We start from the raw sequence: 16,602 nt of genomic DNA on the forward strand, positions 1-16,602 counted from the left end.
AGCTACGCTTGTAGTATGCCAGCCCGTAACAGAGAGCTGTATGACCGAAGAGAGTTATTAAAATATGCGGGGGTCGGTGTGGGAACTACGGTTCTCGCGGGTTGTTCGAGTCAGAATACACCGAACGGTGGTGGCAGTGGAACTCCGACCGACGACGGGTCCACGTCCCCCGACGATTCCGACGACTCCAACGGCGATGGCGGCGACAACAGCGCCGAACTGGTGACGTACATCGGGTCCGGTGAGGTGTCGACGCTCGACCCCGCGAGCCACCAGTTCCTCCAGACGTCGACGCTGGCAGTCAACCTGTACGACCCGTTGCTGTTCGTCGATCCAGAGAGCCAGGAGCCGACAGCCCACGTCGCGACGGACTGGTCGACGTCCAACGGAGGCACGACGTGGGAGTTCACGCTCCGAGACGACGTCACCTTCCACGACGGTGAGACGCTGACCGCCGAGGACGTCGCGTACTCGATGGACCGGCTTCTCGGTATCGGACAGGGGTACTCGTACCTGTTCAGCGGCGTTCTGAGCGAGGGAGACACGACGGCCGTCGACGAGACGACCGTTCGGTTCGAGCTACAACAGCCGTTCAGCATCCTCCCGTCCGCGCTCACGCGGCTGTTCATCGTCAACAAGAGCGCCGTCGAACCCGAGGCCTCTGGCGGCGACTACGGCTCCGGCTACCTCCAGACGAACGTGGAGGGATCCGGCCCGTACCAGCTCGGCCAGTGGGATCAGGCGAACTCGTCGATCATGCTGGAGGCGTACGACGACCACTGGGGCGGGTGGCCGGACAACCGGCTCGACCGCGTCCAGTGGCGCCTCGTCAACGAGGTGTCGACGATCAAGACGATGTTCCAGCGGGGCGACGCTCACGGGGTCCACCTGTTCTTCCCGGACACGACGAAACGGGAGATCGCGAAGTTCGACAACGTCGAGATGCACCAGGAGCGGGAGAACTCCACGAACGCCTACTACATCTTCCAGCACACGCAGAAGAAGCCGCTCGACGACATCCACGTCCGGCGGGCGATCTCCTACGCGTACGACTACGAGACCGCCATCAACGAGATTCTCGGCGGCACGCAGATGGCGGGGCCCGTTCCCGGCCCGCTGGCCGGGCACAACGACGACCTCAGCCCGATCACCCGCGACCTCGACAAGGCGCAGGCGGAACTGGAGAAATCGGAGTACTCCCTCGAGGAGATCAACTCCGTCACGATGGAGGACTCCTACGACCCGAGCCTGCCGACCAACCGACAGGCAGCGTTGCTGTTGCGCAACAACCTGAATGAGATCGGTATCGAGAACGTGGAGCTGGTCCAGGAGCAGTTCCCCGCACTCGCGGAACGGGTCCAGAGCAAGGACACGTCGCCGCACTTCTATCACCTGTTCTCGCCGAGCACGATTCCGTCGGCGTTCAGTTTCCTGAACGGGCTGTTCATGCCGTCGGCGTTCGGCACCACGAACGGCGGCCACTGGTTCTCGACGGAGGAGCTCCAGACCAAGATGACGAACGCCGTCGCGACGTCCGACACCGATCAGAAGCTCCAGCTGTGGAACGAGGCACAGACGATCATCCAGGACCAGCATCCCGCGCTGTTCGTCGCACAGATGCCCGTGTTGATGCCGCTGAACAACTCCATCGAGGGGTGGAAGTACCGCGGAGCAATGGGCTACGACATCTACTTCAAAGACTGGTACAGGGCGTGATGCGTCCCCCACGGTTCCGAGCCGGTCCCTGACCACGGTTCCCGATAGCTATAACATCCCCCCTACCAAGCCAACACCAACGACCATTCATGAAGCGTTCCGCGTTCGTACTCCGCCGCGCCATACAGAGCGTTCCGGTACTGATTGGACTGTCCGTTCTCATCTTCGTGATCGCCCGGGTCGTGCCCGGTGATCCGGTCGCCGCAGCCCTCGGCCCCCAGGCGACACAGGAGCAGATCCGGGAGTTCAGACGCGAGCTCGGGCTGAACGATCCGATCTGGGTCCAGTACATAGACTGGGTCACGGGCGTGCTCCAGGGCGACTGGGGCATCTCGCTTCGCACCTACAACAACGTGTTCCACGACATCTCGATCCGGTTCGCCGCGACCCTCGAGCTGGTCGTCGTCTCGTTGTTCTTCGCGGTCCTGTTCGCCATCCCGCTGGGCATGATCGCGGCGACGAACAAGGACCGCTGGCCGGACCACATCTCTCGGGTGTTGGCGTTCCTCGGCGTCTCGATGCCACGGTTCTGGATCGCGATCGTCTTCCAGATAATCTTCGTCGCGTGGCTCGGGCTCCTGCCGCTGACCGGCCGGCTCCCGAGTGGGATGGAGGCCCCGCCGCAACTCACCGGGTTTTACCTCATCGACAGCGCTGTCGCCGGCCAGTGGTCGAAGTTCGTCGCCGCCGGAACGCATCTCATCCTCCCGGCGACGGCACTCGGGCTCTCGTCGCTGGCACGCATCGCCCGCTACATCCGCTCGGACGTCGTCGAGGAGCTACGGAAGGACTACGTGCTGGCGTCCCAGTCGTACGGGCTCCCACGGCGGCTCATCGAGTACAAGTACATCCTGAAGAACGCGTTCTCGAGCGCGCTGACGATCATCGGGCTCGACTTCGGGTTCCTCGTGGGGAACGCGTTCCTCGTCGAGATCGTGTTCGTCTGGCCGGGGATGGCGAAGTACGGCGTCAACGCCATCCTGTTTTCCGACACGAACGCCATCATCGGCATCACGATGGTCGTCGGGGTCATCTACGTGCTCACGAACCTCGTCGTCGACCTGCTGTACGGCTATCTCGACCCGCGGATAATCATGGAGGGTGAGTGATATGAGCGTGTTCGATGGCCAGTCGAGCCTGGACGAATCGGTCCGCCAGCGACTCCGCGACCTCGCGAAGGCACAGCGCCGGCTGTTCCAGAATCCGCTTTCGGTGGTGGGGCTACTCATCATCCTGATCGTGATACTGACCGCCGTGTTCGCACCGGTACTTGCACCGTATCCCGAGGATTCGGGGGACACGCTTCACTTCGACCAGACCGGCGAACCGCCGAGCCTGGAACACCCGATGGGCACCGACGCCGTCGGCCGCGACGTGCTGAGCCGGGTGATGTTCGGCGCACGTATCTCGCTGTTGATGGGGCTGGTCGTCGTGAGCATCGCCATCGCCATCGGCGTCCCGCTCGGACTCCTCGCGGGGTATCTCGGTGGCTGGGTGAACACCGTCATCATGCGCGTCACGGACATCTTCCTTGCCATCCCGCCCATACTGCTCGCGTTGGCGATAACGGCCGTGCTGTCGGCGAACCTGTGGAACGCCATGATAGCGATCGCGTTCGGCTGGTGGACGTGGTACGCGCGGCTCGTACAGGGCGAGGTGCTCTCGGTGAAGGAAGAGGAGTTCGTCGAGGCCAGCGAGTCACTCGGTGCGGGTTGGTTCCGGGTGGCGTTCAAGGAGATCCTGCCCAACATCGTCGCTCCGCTCACGGTCAAGGCGACCCTCGACATGGGCGCGGTCATCCTCGTCGGGGCCGCGCTGTCGTTCCTCGGGCTCGGTGCCCAACCGCCGACCCCCACGTGGGGCGCGATGATTTCCATCGGCCGTGATCACGTCACCAGCGAGTGGTGGATGGCGACGTTCCCGGGGCTGGCGATCTCGTTCACGGTGCTAGGATTTAACCTGCTCGGGGACGGTCTTCGTGACATGTTCGACGTGGAGGTGGACGAATGAGCGCCGATCGCGGCGAGGGTCCGCTACTCGAGGTCGAGAACCTCCACGTTCAGTTCGCGACATCGTCAGGGACCGCCGAGGTGATCAACGGCGTCGACCTGACAATCGAGGAAGGCGAGACGGTCGCACTCGTCGGCGAAACCGGCTGTGGGAAGAGCGTGACCGTCAAATCCATCCTCGGACTCCTGTCACAGCCGCCGGCGAAGATTCCCAAGGGCTCGATCAAGTTCCGCGGGCAGGAACTGCTCGGGCTTCCGGACGAGGAGATGCGGCAGTACCGGGGGCAACAGATCAGCATGATCCTCCAGAACCCGATGACGGCGCTCAACCCCATCTTCACGGTCGGCGAGCAGATGCTCGACGTGCTCCGCTGGCAGGGCGAGCGGCGTGTCGGGGTGACGAAGTACGTCCGGTCGAAGTTCAGCGACAACAGCGAGCACCGCGAGCGCGCCCTCGACATGCTTGACCGCGTGAACATCCCGGCTCCCGAACGCGTGTTCGAGTCGTATCCGGTCGAACTGTCGGGGGGGATGCGGCAACGTGTCCTCATCGCGATTGCATTGCTCTCGGAGCCGGAGTTACTGATCGCCGACGAACCCGGAACCGCACTGGACGTAACGACCGAAGACAAGATCCTCTCGTTGCTGAACGAGATGATCGAGGAAACGGACGCGAGCGTTCTCTACATTACACACGACCTCGGTGTTGCACGGCAGGTAAGCCAAGAGATTAACGTCATGTACGCAGGAGAGATCGTCGAGCACGGACCAACAAGCGAGTTGTTCGAAGCGCCGAAACATCCCTACACTCGTGGTCTTCTCGACAGCATTCCGCAACTGTCGCGGGATATCGGGAGCGGCATTCCGGGTGAAATCCCCGACTACACCGCGCCTCCGACCGGTTGTCGGTTCGCTCCCCGGTGTTCACATGCCGAACCGGAGTGTACCGAGGTCCATCCGTTCCAGCGGTCAGTCGGTCCCGACCGGTCCGTCGGTTGCCACCTCTACGAGGGTGCGCCGGTGTTCGAGCGGCACTCGGAACTGGCGCGTGAAGACGTGTACATCGGGCCGCCGCCGTGGGACGAAGAGACGACCGACGAGTCGGTCCGGACGATGATGCCGGAAGAGGGGGAGGATCAGTAGATGTCCCAGCAGGTGACCTTCGACGGGCCGCTGGAGATCAAGCCCGACGCCGAGCAGGCGGTGCGGGCCGTCGACGTGAAGAAGCACTTCCCCGTCAACGAGGGGCTGTTGGGCGGTCAGACCGGCAAGGTCCGTGCGGTGGACGGCGTCTCGTTCAGCATCCCGAAAGGCGAGACGTTCGGCCTCGTCGGCGAGTCGGGCTCCGGGAAGACGACGCTCGGCAAGACCCTGTTGCATCTCCACACGCCGACAGCCGGCTCCGTCGAGGTCGCTGGCCAGCAACTCGGCGACCTCTCGAAGCGCGAGATGCGCGCGTTCCGCCGACATATGCAGGTCGTGTTCCAGGATCCGACGTCGAGCCTGAACCCTCGCAAGCGTGTCCGCCAGATCATCACCGAACCGATGCGCATCCACGACATCGGCTCCGAAGCCGAGCGGACGGAACGGGCCTCGGAACTGCTCGAGATCGTCGGTCTCCCCCAGGAGTACCTGCACCGCCATCCGACGGCGCTGTCCGGCGGGCAGAAGCAACGCGTCGGCATCGCCCGCGCCGTCGCCGCGAACCCCGAGTTCGTCGTCCTCGACGAACCGACGAGCGCACTCGACGTGAGCGTCCAGGCCCGCATCGTCAACCTCTTCGAGGATCTGCAGGAACGGTTCGGCCTCACCTACCTGTTCATCACGCACGACCTCTCGCTCGTGAAGAACATCGCCGACTGGATCGGAGTCATGTACCTCGGGCGCCTCGTCGAGGTAGGCCCCACCGAGAGGGTGTTCCGGAACCCACAGCACCCATACACGCGGGCGTTGCTGTCCGCGATTCCGACCATCAGCGAGGCCGACGAGCGCCTGAAGCCCGGCGACATCACGCTCGAGGGCGAGATCCCCGACCCCCGCGAGAAACCGAGCGGCTGTGCGTTCCGATCGCGTTGCAAGCATGAGTTCCCCGCGTGTGCGAACGCGGAACCCGAGTTCTACGACGTCGGCGAGAGCCACTACACTCGGTGCTTCCTCCACGACGCCGACCACGAACCGGACGGCCCCCCCTGGTGAGCCCAGGAGGGCCCCGAACAGCTTTCGACCGACTAAACCAACCGACGATGACGAACGACATGACCGACCTATCGGCTACCGAGACGACTCGAGTGCAGAACCCCGCCACGGTCGAGGTGATCCGCAACTACCTCCACTCGGCGGCTCGGGAGATGATGCGAACGCTCGTCCGCACCGCCTACAACACGACGATCTACGAGATGCTCGACTTCGGCATCTCGATTTACGACGTCGACCTCGACCTCGTGGCCGAGGCCCCGGGACTGACGCTGTTCCTGGGTGCCAACGACTACGGTGTCGAGAAAGCCATCGACTACGTCGGTGCCGAGAACATCAACCAAGGCGACGTGGTCCTGATGAACTACCCGTACTGGAGTTCGGCCCATACGCTCGATCCGTGTCTCATCTCGCCGGTGTTCCACGACGGAGACCGCGTCGGCTACGTCGTCGTTCGGGCCCACTGGATGGACATGGGCGCGAAGGATGCGGCGTACGTCCACGATTCGACGGAACTGTACCAGGAGGGGCTGATCTTCCCCGGGACGAAGATCTACGAAGGGGGCGAGCCGGACGAGGAGATGCTCGAACTGTTGCGGTTCAACACCCGGATGTCGAAGAAAGTTCTCGGCGATCTCAACGCCCAGATATCCGCGCTCCGCGTCGGTCGGCGGCGGTACAGGGAGCTGTACGACCGGTACAGCGCCGCAACCGTCTCGGGAGCGGTCGACGAGATCGTCTTGCACGGCGCGACGCAGGCCAAGGAGGGCGTCCGAGAGTTGCCCGACGGCACGTGGTACGCCGAGGACTATCTCGACGACGACGGCGTGACTGACGACCCTGTACGGATGGCCGTTGAGGTCACCGTTGACGGCGATCAGTTCGAAGTGGATTTCTCGGATTCGTCGGAGCAGGTAGAGGGGCCCGTGAATCTCCCCTACGGGAAGACACAGACGATGGGGAAACTAGCGCTCAAGACGCTCACGACGGCCAGCGAACCCACGAACGCCGGCCACTACGCCCCGCTGTCCGTCGTCGCTCCCGAGGGCAACCTGTTCCACGCCACGCCGCCGGCGCCGACGTTCACGCAGTGGCCCGCGCACACGGGAATGATGATGGTGTACGAGGCGCTCGCCGAGGGGATGCCCGAGCGAATTCCCGCGAGCTCGGGCGGGGATCTCGGTGCGGTCATGTTCTGGGGCGATCGGCCGAGTCGTGACGAGTCGTTCATGATGGGTTGCAACGAGGGGGTCGGCTGGGGTGCGACCGTCGACCACGACGGGGTCAACGGCGTTATGAACATCACCGAGAGCAACGTCCGGAACACGCCGGTCGAGGTGATGGAGGCGGGGACGCCGCTTCTGGTCGAACGCGTGGAGCTCCGAGCGGATTCGGGCGGCCCTGGCCGGCATCGCGGCGGCCTCGGTATCCAGAAGGACTACCGGTTCACCCACGACGCGAAGGCGCTGGCGACGGTGAAGAAGACGAAGACGGACAACTGGGGCATCGGCGGCGGCAAGTCGGGAGCCCGCAACGCGGTCGTGTTGCGGCCCGGTACCGACGAGGAGGTGTCGACCGGAACCTTCCGTGACTCGTTCAAGGCTGGCGAGATGCTGTCGAACCGGACGGCGGGCGGCGGCGGCTACGGCGACCCACACGAGCGGCCACCGGAGGCAGTGCAGGCGGACGTCGTCGACGGCTACGTGACCCGGGAGGCGGCCCGCGAGGAGTACGGCGTCGTCCTCGACGAGGACGGCACCATCGACCGCGAGGCGACACGGTCACGACGAGAATGAGCCCTTTCGACGTACATATGACGACGATGCACCTATCCGGAGTCGAGGACACATGACGGACCACGACATCGCCATCGTCGGCGGTGGCATCTTCGGCGTCTCCGTAGCCAAACATCTCGCGGAGCGAGCCGACTACGACATCTGCGTGATCGAGAAGGAGTACCAGCTGGCTACTCACCAGAGCGGTCGCAACTCCGGCGTCTTGCATCCGGGCCTCGCACTTGGTCTCGAACCCGGGACCCGAAAGGCCGAGTTCGCGATCGAAGGAAGTCGACGACTCCGCGAGTACTGTCGCGAGCGGGATCTCCCGATTCGGGACACCGGGCTCATGTTGGTCGCAACCGACGACGCCGAGGAGGAACAGCTCGGCACCGTGCAGGACCGTGCCGCCGACCTGGGAATCGAGCTCGAGCGACTCGACGAGGACGGGATCGCGGAGTACGAACCGAACGTGGACGGCCAGGCCGGCCTTTACACCCCGGATTCGTCGACCGTCGACACCCACCCGATCACGTACGAGATGGCCAAGGACGCACGTAGGGAGGGGGTCGAGTTCTACATGGGGACCGAAGTCGAGGGGGTCGAACGTGACAGGGACGGCATCACCGTGGAGACCACCAAGGGGGCCATCAACGCCGACTATCTGGTCAACGCGGCCGGGACGGCCGCAGTACATATCGCGCACGAACTCGGCCTCGCCGAGGAGTTCAGCTCGGTCCCGTTCCGGGGGCAGTACTACGAGCTGACGACCGGGCGGCGTGACCTGGTCCGGACGAACGTCTATCCCGTCTCGATGCCGCCACGGGTGCCGAATCAGGTCGGCGTCCACTTCACCCGGCGGCCGGACAACAAGGTCATCGTCGGCCCCACGGGGATGATCGCGCTCGGGCTCGACACGTACGGCGTGACCGACTTCGACCTGAGTGAGGTAGCGAAGACGGTCTCGTCGTCCAACTTCTGGCGGTTCATCGGTTCCCCGGATACCATGCGCATCGCGTGGCGGGAACTCAACAAGACGTACCGGAAGGACGTCTTCCTGAAACACTGCCGGAAGCTCGTCCCCACCCTCGAGGACGCGGACATCTCGCGGAGCTACGTCGGCATCTCGCACTACGTTCTGGACCGGAAGGGACGGGTCGGTGACGCGTCACGATTCGAGACCGGCGAGCGCTCGTTCCATATCTTGCGGCCGAAACCCGGGCTGACGTCCTCGCTCGCGATCGGGGAGTACGTTGCCGACCAGGTCGAGGCCGATCTGTAGATCGCCCGACCCGACACGCCCGGGCGCGAGATCTCATCAGTCAAACCGATAGGCTTTTATTGGTATGACAGAACGTACCAGATGCCGGCGTCAGCGGCTAGTCTGTCATTCCAGCACGTACCTACCGTTTCCGGGACGCCGTTGCCCTGTCGCCGGCACTACCTCCTGTCGCGTCGGACGTCCGGCTATACTCGCCCCAACGGTAGCGTATCACGTGGAGGGATGCCGTGCGTCGGACCCGGGAGACCGTCCCTCGAGTAGCGCCTTCGCCGGATTCGGTGTCGAGCATGAGACGTGTATCCTCCCGGGGTCCACTGTGATCGACTACCAGATGGAAATATAATAAATTGTATTACTGGAGCAAGAGCGCGAAAGTTCGATTCAAGGTGAAAAAGGCTCCGGGTAGTCTGCAAAAATGGTCCATACATGCTTGAAATTATCAATTAATAAAAATTTTTAGAACTAACAGGACTGGAGAAACTTAGGGGCGGGCGCGGTATGTGATGGGATAGTTTCGCACATTATTTTACGAAAATACGCACCAAAACAGCTATGTATACTATATCACAGATTCAAGCTGATCTATTAATCCATTCTCTACGCGTTTGTTGTTACGATTATTTCTATCGGGAATGCCTGGGCCCACTCCGGCGAGCGACCGGGTGGACACGTCCCCACCGCCCGGACTCCACGCCGCCTTGCCGTCCGCTGACCTCCTGGCATCGGGGTGTCTCGGTCGACGTCGGCGTTCACATTGGAGTGGTTATATTCTCCGGTTTGGGAAGTGTTGATATCCCTTTGAACCGAACGCGGACCATGGATTCAGGGACGCCGCTCGCCGGTACGGTTGCAGTGGTGACTGGAGCGAGTTCGGGTATCGGGAAAGCCACGGCCGCCTCCCTCGCACGGTATGGGTCCGACGTGGGGCTCGTCGCCCGACGACAATCCCGTCTGGAGGCTCTCGCTTCGCGACTGCGTGACGAACACGGCGTTGCGGCGATGCCGGTGCCGACCGACGTGAGCGATGAAACGGCGGTATCAGCAGCCGTCGAGTCGGTGATCGATGAGTTTGGTCGCATAGATACCGTCGTCAGCAACGCGGGCGTGAGTGCCGGCGAGGGGTCGTCGATACCCGAGGTCGATATGGACGATTTCGAGACTGTCAACGCCGTCAACATCGACGGCACGTTCTACGTCGTTCGGAACACAATGGACCATCTCGCCGAGACATCCGGCACCCTGATCTTCGTGGGGAGCTTCGACGGACATTATCCACGTCCGGACAATCCGATTTACACAGCGAGCAAATGGTGGTTGCGGGGGTTCGCTCACAGTATCGAAGTAGAAGCAGGCGACCGAGATATCGGCGTGCCCCTCGTACGCTGCCCAGGGGTAGGCTTCGGCGGCCGGAACGGGCGGTTCTCACCTTTGAGGGCGTTCTAGAGAGACCGCTCCTCGAGTCTACTCAGCCAGTAGTAGACGATCGACTGGGGGATACCGTATCGGCGCTCGATTGCAGTCATGTCGACAATAACAACAGTACGTATGTTAAGCTTCTCCGGTGTCGGTTCGCTCCCGTCCCGCACACCTCTCGCCGAGAGGGTCACCGTCCGAAGGAAGGATACCCAGATAGGCCGGTCAGTAGTTCAGATTGAGCTCAACGACGTTGACAGAGTCTTGGACGAGTTTGGGAATCTCCTCGGTGAACCGCTCGTCCTTCATCCGACTTTTTGGTGCGGATACGCTCATCGCACCGATGACTTCGCCGGAGACCATCTTGATCGGGACGGCTACACAGCGCAGCCCCGCCAGTTTCTCCTCGTCGTCGAGCGCGTAACCCCGCTCACGGACGGTCTCGAGGCACTCGAATAGGGCCTCACGCTCGGTGATGGTGTGCTCTGTCTCCGCGGGGAGGCCGTGCTCCTCGACGATCTCCTCGACCCGTTCTCTCGGGAGGAACGCGAGGACGGCCTTCCCGAGCGCGTTGTCGTGGAGGTGTGTCCGGAACCCCTCGTACGTGTTGAGGTCGAGTGCCTGCATGCCCTTTCGCCGGTATAGGTAGACGCCAATTCCCTGCTCCTCGACGAGCAGGTTGACGAGCTCACCGGTCTCTGTGGCGAGTTTGTTGATCTCCGGTTCGGCGACCTTGAACAAATCCATCCGTGACCTGACGTATCCCCCAAGGTCGAGGAATTTCGTCCCGAGGTGGTACTCCGTGTCCGACTGCACCACGTACCCGTGAGACTGGAGCGTCTTGATGTGGTTATGAACCACGCTCTTGCTCAGGTCTAGTCGCCTCGCCAACTCCGTGACCCCGGTCGGGCCCTCCCGCTTGAGTTCCTCGATAATGGAGAGCGTCTTCTCCGTCGTCCGCACCGGGTGTTTCGCTTCTTCCGTCATAGTTATCAACTCCAGTCGGATGGACATAAAGTTTGTTCTATATTTTAGAACGCCACCTTGGTCGAAATATCTGAGAATCCGTGAGAAACACTCTGCAACGCCGGGGAAGCAACCTCTCACCATGAACTGCCGTTCTGAAATGCTAAACGAAATAAAATAAAATTACTCAATAGCCAATTCGAAATATAGTGCGAGAGTACTATACTCCGCCATTTATGGTATGTAAACACGAAACACGGGAATCTCCGGAGTGTTCCCTATGCTGAACAATAGCTTCCAGAAGTCTACAAAGTAGAACGATGTTAACTACATACTAGAATGTCTTGACAGTGGTAACTAAGAGCCGATTTCGGACTACAATTGGATTCCGCCTGGTCGCGAGCGTACTCCGGACGGTTAATTCACCGGCCGTCGCTCGACGACGGTGGGGGATGATTGGAGCGTGCGATCCCGGAAATCCCCGCCTCAGTACCGGGTTGACCCCGAGTCCACGTTGATGTCCTTTGGGTGATATGCTTGCTCTTCTCGCTCGTCAGGTACGCGACCATGTTCGCCATATCCTCCGGATCGGCGTTATCCTTGAACGGGACTTTACGTCTTCGCCGTGGGCCTCTGCATCACCGTGAGCATCTCGCGTTCTTCCATGCTCTCTCACTTGGTCCGGTGAGTATCGTCGCGCCGGTGTTTGGTCTCTTTCTTGTCACGAGTTCCCTGTTCGGCGTCTTCCTCCTTGACGAGGTCCTGGCGCTCCACCGTGGTTTCGGCATTACTCTCGCGATGCTCGCTATTGCTCTCCTCTTGCTGGAGTGAGTGCAAGAGCATCCCGAGACTCTTCGTTTCTCATCCGTCAGCAGAGACGCAAGTGGCGACCCGAAACCGACTACTACGGTTCGACCACGTCTTTCCGAACACGTTACGGTTCGAGAGTCGTTCGTGAGCACGGGGGTATCCTTGAGCTGAATGACCTCGTTGACCACCGGCTTGATGTCACCGCTGAAGTTCTTGAGGGTGTTGAATACACCCTAAACGCAATACTCGAAGTAGCAGAGAATGACTGGCCAAAATATATACCGCCACCTGAGGCTAGTGGACAACTCTTATAGACCGATCAGTTCACGATACTCATCTGGAGTTGCAGGTTCGCGACCGAGCGTCTTCGCGAGTTGACCGTATCTCTCTACTTCTTTACCGTTGTTTTCGATTCGGTCATCCTTATGGGGATACTTGTAAATCGAATCTTCGGTTCCGACACGGACGTGGCAGCCTAAGAGCATGCCGAGCGTGGCGACATAGCTGGATGCACGTCCTGCAGCGCAGACAAAAATTTCGTGTTCACCCGGTATCTCTCGGATTCGCTCAACTTGGTACTTTAGCCCCTCTACCATCGCCTTCGGATTGTGCATCGTTGTCGTGCCGGGCAAGCCTGGAAGGACTGCCCAGAGGTAGGGCTCCTCAACTACATCCGGTTCGATGAGGTACCGTCGCGCATTATCAACATCACCATCGGTGTATACGGCCATCATCGTCTTAAGGCCGTTCTCTTTCATGAGCCGAGTACGCTGAATTATTTCATCCGGCGGTTCGTAGAGTACTGTGTCCCCAAGAAATGCTGCTGTAGGGTTGACCGGCGAGATTTCAAAAAGGTCATCCTCAAAGATGTTTTCCATTACTTCCCAGTCCCCGTCCCCAAACGGGATCGTGGTCCCATCGTAGACAATTTCGGAATGATCCTCTTGGAGAGGATCAAGTACCTCGTGGTAGAGGTCACGATCGAGTGTGTTCATTCCGGTATCCGGGTCACGCACGTGGAGATGTACTGACGCAGCACCGGCTTCTATCGCGTCTTCCGTCTGTTTTCGTATTTCTTGAGGCTCGATTGGCTGATTGGGGTTTTGCCGCTTACTGACGAACGCGCCTACCGGGGCGGCGGCTATTACTACTTTCTCTGGGATATCCCACTGAGGAAGAACGTCTACATCTTTTGTCGGGCCATATTCAGTCGTGGTCAAATCTGCCATTTCGGGCAGACCATATGCGTAGGAGTAACCGGAGAGTTCTCTGCTATCCATTCGCTCTTCTAACCACTCCTCGTTAACGTGTCCCATGCAGATAGACGGTTATTGTCCTCCCTATGTATGGGTTTCGGTTCATATTAACTCGGGCACATATTACCTCGTTTAGTAGAGGTAGTCTTCTTCACCGTCGGATATCGAGGTTGGACGTACTAGTCCGGAGGTTGTCGTTGAGGATCTAGAGCAACAGGATTTCGTCAAATATGCCGGGGCAAGCGGCGACTTAAACCCGGTTCACTACGATGAACCGTACGCCAGAGTACTGGGTAACCCTAGTGTATTCGGTCAGGGGATATTTACTGCGGGTGTAACTATGCACTGGCTGCTGATTGGTTCAGTCTCAGTAACGTCTAATCGTTCAGGACACGTTTCACATCACGCATCTGGCTAGATGATATAATAACTCCGATGGGAGAGGTGATTGAGATTGACTGTAGGGAAGGAGAATCGGTGGTCACCGCCGAGTTTAACGTACTTACCGGAAGTGTGACATCGACGGTCTCATCTGACTAAAGGCGAGGAGTACTTATTTGACGATTCACCGCATCCAGAATTGCACTTGCCCTATTTGCCCTCAAAATTAGGATTGCGCCGGTCCTTGAAAGCGCTAACACCCTCTTCGTGATCTTGGGTTTCAAACACAGCAGCTTGAGCTGCTGCCTCATCGTGTAACGCGTCTTCAACTGATTGATCTAAACCCTGGCGAATAAGCCGTGTTGACGCTCGGAGGGCCACGGTCGGCCCTGTCGCAATCTCGTCTACGAACTCTTCGACCTGTTCGTCGAACTGCTCCTCTGGGTACACGTGATTGAATAGACCAAGTTGTTCTGCACGGCTGGCGGTCAGCAGTTCACCCGTTAATACTAGTTCTTGAGCAGTGTTCTCACCGACAATTCGGGGCAGGAGATAGGATGTTCCCGCATCGACCGCTAAGCCCACTTGACGGAACCCGAAGCTAATCTGTGATGACTCACTTGCGAGTTGGATATCACATGCAATCGCTAGGTTTGCCCCAGCACCGAATGCAGGTCCCTCGATCTTCGCGATAGTCGGGAGGGAAAACTTGTACACGCGAGCAATTGCTTTGCCCGTCGTCTCGACAATGTGCTGCACTCGCTCTTCGAGCGGGATTTCCCCTTCCAAGCCTTCGACCATGGCATTGATATCACCACCAGCCGAAAATGCACCATCGGCACCCTCGATTACTACACATCGTGCGGTACTACCTTCGACTTCTTCAAGAGCCTCGAGTAAGCCGAGAGCGATGTCCTCGGTGAGCGCGTTTCGGAGATCTGGTTGATTGAGGGTGATGGTGGCCACTCCGTTATTAATGTCCACGATAGTCGCATCTTCTGACATAGGTGTTTGGCATTCGGTTCTGACTACATAAGGTTTTGCCTTGGACATATACAACCCTTCGCAAAGACCCATTCCGGATATTTCTCAACCTTTGAGTGTCCCCCCGAGTCTGGATTCTATGAGGTATCTAGTACGGGTAGTCATCGCGCTCATGGGGTACTCATTCCTCCCCCTGCTGATGAATCGTGAAATCTCTAGCTCTAACGGTTGATACCGACGCTGTCTAGTGGTTGAACAGAGCCGAACTCCGTGGTTGTCGGCGACACGGCCGGCAATCTGTTGATCAAATCGCTAGGAATCGTCTTTGAGTACTTGCAGAATCCCGGTTTCTTGATCAGCAATATCGGTTTCTGACGGCGACATGGTTACGGTAGCGTCCACTCATAATAACTCTGATGACGGCTTTTCTTGCGTAAATTCTCTGTCTCCATAAGAATATTTTTATACACACATTTTAATATCCCACCTCATAATTTAAATACGCTCCGTGCCATCTGGCTAATTCTTCAATATTCTCGACTGAGGCGAGATATTTTGGTGTTAAAAATTTTTATATTTATATAAATGCTATTAGAGAACGTTATTATTCCTGGGGTACCTTCTGATATTCGAGGTGTTCATCCCAACTACTAGGGATTAATCCTTGTTCTGCAGCACGAGCCAAGAATTTTTTATCTCCGCTTATGAATTCATCTGTAAGCTCGATATCGTTATAGATGATTGGGCTCTTATTACCATACTCGAGGTTGATTCCCCAATCGACAATGTATTTGGCTTGTTTTTTCGTCTCGACGCCAAGCTGTTGTAAATGCTGGTCATTTGAAACTACAATCTCCTTAGGATTGTCAAAGAACCACTCGAGCCCTTTATACCACGCTTGCACTAGTCCCTTCACTGCGTCTGGCTGATTGGAGTAGTACTCTTGCGTCGTCAACCATCCGTTTAATTGGGGTCGAGCAAATCCAACTTCGGCAAGTTTATCGCCGACACTAGGCCAGATAGGCACAATTTCGGGCTCGTCTGCTAAGAAGGGAGCTCCGCCATGTATCGGTGATGACGTGCCCACAGCAATTTCTTCGTCAACGAGGAGTTGAGGGATTGCAAAAAGATCTGCGGTCACAATATTGAAATCGCTCTTATCCTGACCAAAATCATAACCATACTCAGCCCCCATTAGGATTTTGTAAGCAGGAACGTCACCAGTTGACCAAGATCCAAGTGCGAATTTATCTCCCTCTTGAGCTAGTTTGTCAACGGTTGCTTTAGCACTTCCAGTATTGGCGGGGTCATAGGGACTTCCTTTCTTTGTCCACCAACTTACGAAGTTTGGAGCTAAGTTAGCAGCTACCGTTAAGTCCAAATCCCGATTTGCGGCCAATCTCGCAGCCTCGAGGGACCCCATTGTTTCAAAATCCGGGCGACCCGCGGCGAACATCGCTGAGCCTTCCCAGCTTTTCTTCACCTCTGGTGAATAGCCATATTCGGAAAGAGTGTTTTTGAGGATATCTGTGTCAGAATGGATGTGATCCATAACAATACCCTGAAAACCCGATGGTGCGAGCGATATTTTCACCGTGTTTTCGCTTCCCCCACTCTCTCCATTACCTCCAGAACCAACACAACCAGCCAAACTGAACGTACTCGCAGCACCTGCTGCTTTTAAAATAGTTCTCCGCTGAGGCATCTGTGCCATACGATAGCAATACTCTCAATATACATTAATGTTTCGGAAGTTCATCGCACGGGGAAAGACAAGGGCACAGAGTTAACCACTCGAAAAGCGCATCGGTGTAATC

Annotated in this window: 14 protein-coding genes; 10 read left to right on the forward strand and 4 right to left on the reverse strand. The window is 58.6% G+C overall.

The annotated features are described in order from the left end of the window. Positions 1-78 precede the first annotated feature (78 nt). The 8 genes from NL112_RS08465 to NL112_RS08500 all read left to right on the forward strand — a co-directional run bounded on the left by NL112_RS08465 (position 79) and on the right by NL112_RS08500 (position 10,418). Positions 79-1,716, forward strand: coding sequence for an ABC transporter substrate-binding protein (locus NL112_RS08465; protein WP_255152250.1), 1,638 nt, complete (start codon positions 79-81; stop codon positions 1,714-1,716). An 89-nt stretch (positions 1,717-1,805) separates the two neighbouring features. Next, positions 1,806-2,825 carry an ABC transporter permease gene (locus NL112_RS08470; protein ID WP_255152251.1) on the forward strand — a complete coding sequence of 340 codons (1,020 nt, stop codon included), beginning with the start codon at positions 1,806-1,808 and terminating at the stop codon, positions 2,823-2,825. A gap of 1 nt (position 2,826) precedes the next feature. Continuing rightward, entirely contained in the window at positions 2,827-3,726 is a 900-nt protein-coding gene (locus NL112_RS08475) for an ABC transporter permease (protein WP_255152253.1), read from the forward strand. Further along, positions 3,723-4,868, forward strand: coding sequence for an ABC transporter ATP-binding protein (locus NL112_RS08480; protein WP_255152255.1), 1,146 nt, complete (start codon positions 3,723-3,725; stop codon positions 4,866-4,868). Before NL112_RS08475 ends, NL112_RS08480 begins: the two co-directional genes overlap by 4 nt. Continuing rightward, entirely contained in the window at positions 4,869-5,921 is a 1,053-nt protein-coding gene (locus tag NL112_RS08485) for an ABC transporter ATP-binding protein (RefSeq protein WP_255152256.1), read from the forward strand. Between the two features lie 47 nt (positions 5,922-5,968). Continuing rightward, on the forward strand, positions 5,969-7,714 hold the full coding sequence (locus tag NL112_RS08490) for a hydantoinase B/oxoprolinase family protein (RefSeq protein WP_255152258.1): 1,746 nt from the start codon (positions 5,969-5,971) through the stop codon (positions 7,712-7,714). A 52-nt stretch (positions 7,715-7,766) separates the two neighbouring features. Beyond that, on the forward strand, positions 7,767-8,975 hold the full coding sequence (gene lhgO, locus NL112_RS08495) for an L-2-hydroxyglutarate oxidase (protein ID WP_255152259.1): 1,209 nt from the start codon (positions 7,767-7,769) through the stop codon (positions 8,973-8,975). Between the two features lie 816 nt (positions 8,976-9,791). Beyond that, a complete protein-coding gene (locus tag NL112_RS08500) occupies positions 9,792-10,418 on the forward strand; it encodes an SDR family oxidoreductase (protein ID WP_255152260.1) in 627 nt (208 codons plus the stop codon). Between the two features lie 195 nt (positions 10,419-10,613). Here the strand turns inward: NL112_RS08500 and NL112_RS08505 are convergent, their stop codons facing one another. Further along, entirely contained in the window at positions 10,614-11,375 is a 762-nt protein-coding gene (locus tag NL112_RS08505) for an IclR family transcriptional regulator (RefSeq protein WP_255152261.1), read from the reverse strand. A gap of 516 nt (positions 11,376-11,891) precedes the next feature. Between NL112_RS08505 and NL112_RS08510 the strand changes: the two genes are divergently transcribed. After that, positions 11,892-12,185, forward strand: coding sequence for a hypothetical protein (locus NL112_RS08510; RefSeq protein WP_255152262.1), 294 nt, complete (start codon positions 11,892-11,894; stop codon positions 12,183-12,185). A 287-nt stretch (positions 12,186-12,472) separates the two neighbouring features. Here NL112_RS08510 and NL112_RS08515 read toward each other — a convergent pair whose 3' ends face one another. After that, positions 12,473-13,480: a beta-keto acid cleavage family enzyme gene (locus tag NL112_RS08515; protein WP_255152264.1), complete on the reverse strand. Its 1,008-nt coding sequence runs from the start codon at positions 13,478-13,480 to the stop codon at positions 12,473-12,475. 103 nt (positions 13,481-13,583) lie between these two features. Between NL112_RS08515 and NL112_RS22890 the strand changes: the two genes are divergently transcribed. Further along, entirely contained in the window at positions 13,584-13,838 is a 255-nt protein-coding gene (locus NL112_RS22890; RefSeq protein WP_350356163.1) for a MaoC/PaaZ C-terminal domain-containing protein, read from the forward strand. Between the two features lie 173 nt (positions 13,839-14,011). On the opposite strand, the gene NL112_RS08520 is transcribed toward NL112_RS22890, so the two are convergent. After that, positions 14,012-14,806 carry an enoyl-CoA hydratase/isomerase family protein gene (locus NL112_RS08520; RefSeq protein ID WP_255152265.1) on the reverse strand — a complete coding sequence of 265 codons (795 nt, stop codon included), beginning with the start codon at positions 14,804-14,806 and terminating at the stop codon, positions 14,012-14,014. Positions 14,807-15,389: 583 nt separating this feature from the next. Further along, entirely contained in the window at positions 15,390-16,499 is a 1,110-nt protein-coding gene (locus tag NL112_RS08525; protein ID WP_255152267.1) for a substrate-binding domain-containing protein, read from the reverse strand. Positions 16,500-16,602: the final 103 nt, after the last annotated feature.

The sequence above is a fragment of the Halorarius halobius genome, assembly GCF_024298865.1.
In the GTDB taxonomy this organism is placed as follows: Archaea; Halobacteriota; Halobacteria; order Halobacteriales; family Haloarculaceae; genus Halorarius; species Halorarius halobius.